At 38.9% G+C, this 6,745-nt stretch carries 5 protein-coding genes, 1 tRNA gene and 2 pseudogenes; 5 read left to right on the top strand and 3 right to left on the bottom strand.

All coding sequences use genetic code 11. The annotated features are described in order from the left end of the window. Positions 1-284: integrase core domain-containing protein (locus tag FTT94_RS09205; RefSeq protein WP_180170651.1), on the top strand; the 284-nt coding region annotated here is incomplete at its 5' end. Between the two features lie 38 nt (positions 285-322). On the opposite strand, the pseudogene FTT94_RS09200 reads toward FTT94_RS09205, so the two are convergent. From FTT94_RS09200 to FTT94_RS09190, 3 genes and pseudogenes are all read right to left on the bottom strand, one after another. Further along, positions 323-1,168 (bottom strand): annotated as a pseudogene (locus FTT94_RS09200) (tyrosine-type recombinase/integrase); the annotation flags it as partial. A gap of 242 nt (positions 1,169-1,410) precedes the next feature. Further along, positions 1,411-2,637 (bottom strand): annotated as a pseudogene (locus FTT94_RS09195) (tyrosine-type recombinase/integrase). 162 nt (positions 2,638-2,799) lie between these two features. Beyond that, positions 2,800-2,875 (bottom strand) — tRNA-Arg (locus tag FTT94_RS09190). Between the two features lie 188 nt (positions 2,876-3,063). On the opposite strand from FTT94_RS09190, the gene FTT94_RS09185 reads away from it, so the two are divergent. Genes FTT94_RS09185 through FTT94_RS09170 form a run of 4 tightly spaced genes read left to right on the top strand, consistent with a single transcriptional unit; the run spans position 3,064 to position 6,255 of the window. Then, positions 3,064-3,999: an ABC transporter ATP-binding protein gene (locus FTT94_RS09185; protein WP_180170650.1), complete on the top strand. Its 936-nt coding sequence runs from the start codon at positions 3,064-3,066 to the stop codon at positions 3,997-3,999. Further along, complete coding sequence (locus FTT94_RS09180) at positions 3,996-4,769, top strand: ABC transporter permease (protein WP_078190306.1); 774 nt, start codon at positions 3,996-3,998, stop codon at positions 4,767-4,769. The genes FTT94_RS09185 and FTT94_RS09180 overlap by 4 nt, the downstream gene beginning before the upstream one ends. Beyond that, on the top strand, positions 4,769-5,587 hold the full coding sequence (queF, locus tag FTT94_RS09175; protein WP_180170649.1) for an NADPH-dependent 7-cyano-7-deazaguanine reductase QueF: 819 nt from the start codon (positions 4,769-4,771) through the stop codon (positions 5,585-5,587). The genes FTT94_RS09180 and queF overlap by 1 nt, the downstream gene beginning before the upstream one ends. A 17-nt stretch (positions 5,588-5,604) precedes the next feature. Then, complete coding sequence (locus FTT94_RS09170) at positions 5,605-6,255, top strand: hypothetical protein (protein ID WP_180170648.1); 651 nt, start codon at positions 5,605-5,607, stop codon at positions 6,253-6,255. The last annotated feature ends 490 nt before the right edge of the window (positions 6,256-6,745 follow it).

Raw genomic sequence — 6,745 nt, 5'->3', positions numbered from 1 at the left:
ATACCAATCGTTTAGAAGCAGCAAATTTACGAGCATCAGTCGGTACGACTGGTGATTCATACGATAATGCTTTGGCTGAAACGGTGAATGGCTTATACAAAACAGAGGTGATTGAATATTTAAAAGCGGATTGGCAAGGTTTAGCGGATGTACAACTTGCGACACTAAACTGGGTAGATTGGTTCAATAAAGAGCGTGTACACAGTGCACTGGGTTATGTATCACCTTTTGAGTTTGAAGCAATGTACTATGATAAGATTAACCCGTTAGGTCAGGTGGCCTAACTTAAATAAAAAAGTCTCCGACAAACCCGGTACGGTTCATCTTGGTTGTGAGTCAAACGTAGTGCCTGCAGCTCATCAATCATCATATCTGTTAAGGGTACACGATGGGGTAAACCATTCTTCATACGCTCAGCAGGGATATCCCACTTACGTTCTTCAAGATCAAATTCCTCCCAACGTGCTTGCAATAACTCACTTACTCGAACACCAGTCAACATAACCAGAATGATTGCATGGTGAGTCTGTGCATCTGCTGGATAGGCTTTAATCCTTCTAAGAAATTCAGGCATTTCACTTTCATGTAATGATGCTAAATTCTTTACTTTTTTATTCTTAAGCGCATAAACCAAATCACTGGCTGGATTGTCATATCGGTAGCCGTGGGCTATGGCATATTTCATCACCATACCGCATCGAGAAAGCGTACGTTTAGCTACTTCAGTAGAACCTCTAGCTTCAATTTTTTTAATAACCTGCAAGATCTCAGGTGCCTGAATCTGATTGATTCGCTTATTTACAAGAGTAATGTAAAACTCATCCAAAGATGCTCGCACATTACTGATATGTTTAGCTGACCAAGTTTCTCTTTGATTCTCAAACCAGTCTTCCGCCACCTCTTTAAAGAATGGCTTAATGTCTTCATGCAAAACTGACTTGGAATGCTTGTATTTCAGTTCAAGGGCAAGCTCTCTTGCTTTCTTTAAGCTCATACCAGGATATGGACCCAGTGACTCTGACTTACGCTCACCATGAACGGTATAGCGCACATTCCAATATTTTTGCCCTGCTGGCATCACCAGAAGCGATAGCCCATTCTCATCTGAAAGACGATAACGCTTATCTTGGGGCTGTGCTTTTCTGCATTCAGTATCCGTGAGTTTCATCTGTATATACCCTTTATCTAGACTAAAAATAATTGAGTAAATTTTCCCAATAATTACCCACAGAAGGCAAAAATTGGGTCACACAGCTTAGGACAGGATCGGACAATACAGCCAATAAAAAAGCCTTTAAACATTGAGTTTAAAGGCTTTTTTAGATTCCGATGGATTACTTCGGAAAGAATTTTGGTGGAGGTGGCGTCAACTTAACTGAAACTATAACTTACTAATATTTATTAAATTAATTACTCTACATTTTTATGCGTTAATTGATCCAAATAATCAGACCATGCTTGCATCATCACTGAACGCTCCTCCAAATACTTAGTACGGTTGTACGCTCGACCATGCATATCGCGAACCTGATGTGCAAGTTGTTGTTCTATACGTTCAATAGGAAATTTTAGAACTTCATCTAATAAAGTTCTTGCCGTAGCTCTAAAGCCATGCCCTGTTGTCTCACCATTTTCAAAACCATATTGTTTCAATCGTTTATTAATAGTTGATTCACTGATGGTTTTCGTTTTATCTCGCATAGACACAAAACAATATTCGGTATATCCAGTAATGCAATACAATTCTTGGAACAGCTTCAAGACTTGATCAGACAAAGGAACAATATGTTGTAGGGCTGTCTGATTTTTGGTCTTAGGCGGTGTATAACTCCATGTTCTATTTTTAAAATCGATATCTGCCCATTTTGCTGCACGTAATTCTCCAGGACGCACAAATACATGGGGTAAGATTTTGACTGCATAATCAATAGCAATATCCCCACGACCTGCATGTGTATTAATATTCTTTAATAGTTGTCCTAGCTTTTGCTCATCAGTAATAGCCGCTCGATGCTTAGCTTTACCCACCTTCAAAATACCGCTAATTTGGTCAGCAACATTAAATTGACATAAACCCAAAGCAATCGCATACCGAAACACCTGAGATGCTTTACTTCTCATTCGCTTTGCTGAGTCAGTCTTACCTTGTCTTTCATAAAGACGGCATACTTCCAAAATTTGAGTGGCTGTTATCGAATCAATGGGGAACTCACCAATAGCAACATAAAGCTTATCCCAGATAAACTGATTCCGACGTTGTGTACTTGATTCCAGCTCTTCAGTCTTACGGTATTCATCTGCTACTGATCTAAAACTATTATTTCGACATTGGGACTATTTATCTTGCTTTTGAATTGCTGGGTCAATATTCTGCGCAAGCAGTTCTCTAAACTCACTTCGTTTTGCACGAGCTCTGGCCAATGTACAACTTGGATAAATACCGATAGCTATAGTGGCTCTTTTCTTAGAGATTGGGCGAATATAATCAAAACGCCAATATGCCCCACCTTTTCTATCTAACAATAAATAAAGGCCACCACCATCTGAAAGCTTAATATTCTTTTCAAATGATTTCTTTTGCATTGATATTGCAGACTTAATTTTTGAGTCAGTCAGACTGATAACTAATTTAGGCATTTTTACGGTATATTTTTGTCAGAAATGGAATGTACCGTAAAAAATACCGTAAAAGATTACGGTATCCTAAAACGCCCTCGGACATTATCGGACAATAAGTAGATATAAGTTATTAATTTTTAATAATATTAGGATTAATTCGGATATGATCAAACAAGGAAATGGTGCGCTCAGCGGGACTCGAACCCACGCCACAGGCTTCGGAGACCTGTACTCTATCCAGTTGAGCTATGAGCGCTTATTTTGGATTGCGCACATCATAACAAAAAAAACTGTAAGGTAAAGCAACTATATAGATGTTAGGTATTTTTCTGCTTAAGCTTTATACAACGTTCTATTTTTAAAATGCAGTATTCCATACGATTTACTTGGTTTATTTGCCCCGATATCGCACAATACTCACACTATTTATAGAGTGAATTATTTATGACTGATGCACTAACGTTAAAGCAGCTGTCAAAAACCTATAAAAATGGGTTTCAGGCGCTTAAAGGTATTGATTTAACAGTACCCGAAGGTGAATTTTATGCACTTTTAGGTCCCAATGGTGCAGGAAAATCTACCACGATTAGTATTATCAGTTCACTTACCCGTAAAACTTCAGGTTCTGTTGAAATCTTTGGCCATAATTTAGATACCCATCCCTCGCATGCAAAGCAGTGTTTGGGCGTTGTCCCTCAAGAATTTAACTTTGGTCAATTTGAAAAAACATTTGATATTTTAGTGACTCAAGCTGGTTATTACGGTATTTCCAAAAAAATTGCAGAAAAACGTGCCGAGGAATATTTAGAAAAACTTGGCCTTTGGGAAAAACGCAGTACCCAAGCACGTATGTTATCGGGCGGTATGAAACGCCGTTTAATGATCGCTCGTGCCATGATGCATGAACCTAAACTGCTGATTTTAGATGAGCCGACTGCTGGTGTTGATATTGAACTACGCCGTTCGATGTGGGATTTCCTCACAGAAATGAACGAAAAAGGTACGTCTATTATTTTAACGACACACTATTTAGAAGAAGCTGAAATGTTGTGCCGTCGAATCGCAATTATTGATCGTGGTGTGATTAAAGAAGACACCAGCATGAAAGGTTTCCTCAGTCAGTTGAATGAAGAAACATTTATTTTCGATCTAGCCGAACCCATTGAACCGATCCATATAGAAATTATTGGTGTCCGTTTCAACTTAGTAGATCCTGTCACCTTAGAAGTCACTATGGATAAAGCCCATACCTTAAATGATCTATTCCAACTCATGGAATCTCAAGGTATTCAGGTTCGTAGTATGCGTAATAAATCTAACCGACTAGAAGAACTGTTTGTCCGTATGGTCGAAAAAAATCTTGAAGGTGCAACACAATGAATTTTAACCAACTGTGTATTGCCCTCTATACCTTAGTGTATAAAGAAATTCGCCGTTTCATGCGTATTTGGCCGCAAACCCTTCTTCCACCGGCGATCACCATGAGTTTGTACTTTGTGATTTTCGGTAATTTAGTCGGTTCACGCATTGGGCAAATGGGCGGTTTTAGCTACATGCAGTTTATCGTTCCTGGCTTAATTATGATGGCGGTCATCACCAACAGCTATGCCAATGTGTCATCAAGTTTCTTTAGTGCAAAATTTCAAAAAAGCATCGAAGAATTAATCATGAGTCCGGTGCCGTTACACATGGTACTTTGGGGTTATGTGATCGGTGGTGTATGCCGTGGTGTTTTAGTGGGCTTTATTGTCACTGCTATGAGCCTATTTTTTACTGAATTACACCTGACCAATATCTTCGTAACTATATATACAGTTCTCATTACTTCGCTACTGTTTTCTCTTGGCGGATTTATTAATGCTGTTTATGCAAAATCTTTTGACGACATTTCGATTATCCCGACTTTCGTCCTGACTCCGCTGACTTATTTAGGCGGTGTTTTCTATGCCATCTCATCACTGAGTCCTTTTTGGCAAAATCTCTCTTTAATCAACCCTGTCGTGTATATGGTCAATGCATTCCGCTACGGTATTTTAGGTCATAGCGATGTGAATGTCGGCATTTCACTGACAGTAATTACTGCATGTTGCGTTGTACTTTATGGCGTGGCGTATCATTTACTTTCTCGTGGTTCAGGAATGCGTGAATAATGAGTGTAGAACAATCCCTTTTAGGCAAAGACACCAATTACCCAACAGAATATCAACCTGATATTCTGTTTCCGATTGCACGTGCCACTGCACGTGAACAATATGCCCATGTGGAAGGCATCCGCCAAGGTACAGACTGGTGGCATGTTTTTGAAATTTCTTGGTTAAATGCTTCTGGTGTGCCTCAAGTCGCTATTGGCCGTTTAACTTTGCCTGCAAGTTCAGACAACCTCATCGAATCGAAATCTTTAAAGCTCTACTTTAATAGTATGAACTTTACCAAATTTGATTCTCAGGCAGCGTTTAAAGCAACCGTTGAAAAAGACTTATCTGCTGCAGCCAATGCCGCTGTGACTATTGATCTATTTCATGTTGATGAAGTTGAAATTTCAAAACCGCAAGGCATCTGTATTGATGACTTAGAACCCACCCAGTTAGAAAATCATCCAAATGCAGCGTTACTCTCTTTAGATGAAGCTGCAGCGCAAGAAGAAGTTGAAATTCAACTTTATTCACATTTATTAAGAAGTAACTGTCCAGTCACGGGTCAACCTGATTGGGGAACGGTATTTATACGGTATAAAGGTACTAAGCCTTGTTATCGTAGTATTCTGGCTTATATTATTTCTTACCGTCAGCATAATGGTTTCCACGAACAATGTGTGGAGCAAATGTTTGCCGATATTTGGCAACATTTAAAACCAAGTCAGCTGATGGTATATGCTGCCTATACACGCCGTGGTGGATTGGATATCAACCCTTGTCGTGTATCGGATTTAACATGGATGCCTCGCCCCATTCGATTGGCGCGACAATAAAAAAATTGAGGTTAGTGATGCCATTTTTTGGTTTTATTCCTTCTGAGGAACTTCTAAGCAGTATCCAAACTGGTCACGCGAAAAAAAATTCGAGTGAACCCCTTTATCCTTTACGTGATAAAACAGCTTTGCTGATTAATGAAGAAATCATTGGTGCAACTATATTAGCTCCTGTTCATCTGTTTCCTGCAAGCGACAAGCGCGACACAGCTGAAAAACTGGCTGGCTATGTCAAATCAACAGTCGCTGTATTGTTAAAGCAGCTACTGGGTAAATCTCCGAATGATGTGGTGAAACAATCCATTGAATTTTCAGAACGAAGTTTATTTCAGGACACAGTCGGTGCTCATCGTGTAGGTCTGAGCTTAGATGCAGGACTGGTCACTAACCTTAAAAATAGTTATGCCGAAATTAAATCGGGTGTAGATGTCAATAAAGCTGCTTTTGGTGAGCTGTATAAACAGTTTGCTGAAGCTGCAGTACGTCATTTTATGAATGACTTTAATAAAACACTCGATTTAGGCATGATTAAGCATAAAGCAGCGGATATCGGTTCTTCTGCCGTGATTAAAGCTATTCATATCGCGATTGATAAGATTTTCCCAAATCTGACCAAAGAAGAGCTAGGTGCCCTTGCAGAAGCACATGATGCGATGTTTAACAAATAAATCGCGCTACTCGTCAAAACAAACCTAGCTTCGGCTAGGTTTGTTTTATGGCTAAACGTATAAAATCGAATCCCGATACAATGACTATATATAGTCATGCAAACACAAGATGCTTGCCGTCATTTTGGCTTAAATTTCAATGCATCCATTTTAATATTCCATCTCTTTCTTTTTTATCATTCAGTCTATATTTCTACTATATATAGCGACGTTTTCAACAGCTTTGAAGAATTAGCGAAAACACCCATGAGGTGAATACGCCATCACATGCATATGGATGTTTTTAGACCTGTACTTTTATAACCCTGCCCCTTCGTTTTTGGATTTTACTTTGCAAAATTTGTAACTTCTAAACAGTATTTCGCAACACAATAAAAGTTATTCGTTCTGCGTTTTTATGACGCATGAGTTTTAGAGTCATCTTTATTTCAAATGATTTGTGAATATTTGCAAGTTATGTAAATGAATATGTCACTTTTCAATATATTAA

Origin of the sequence: Acinetobacter sp. YH12027, assembly GCF_013420085.1 — a bacterium.
Lineage (GTDB): Bacteria > Pseudomonadota > Gammaproteobacteria > Pseudomonadales > Moraxellaceae > Acinetobacter > Acinetobacter amyesii.
This window is presented reverse-complemented; position numbering and strand designations above follow the sequence as displayed.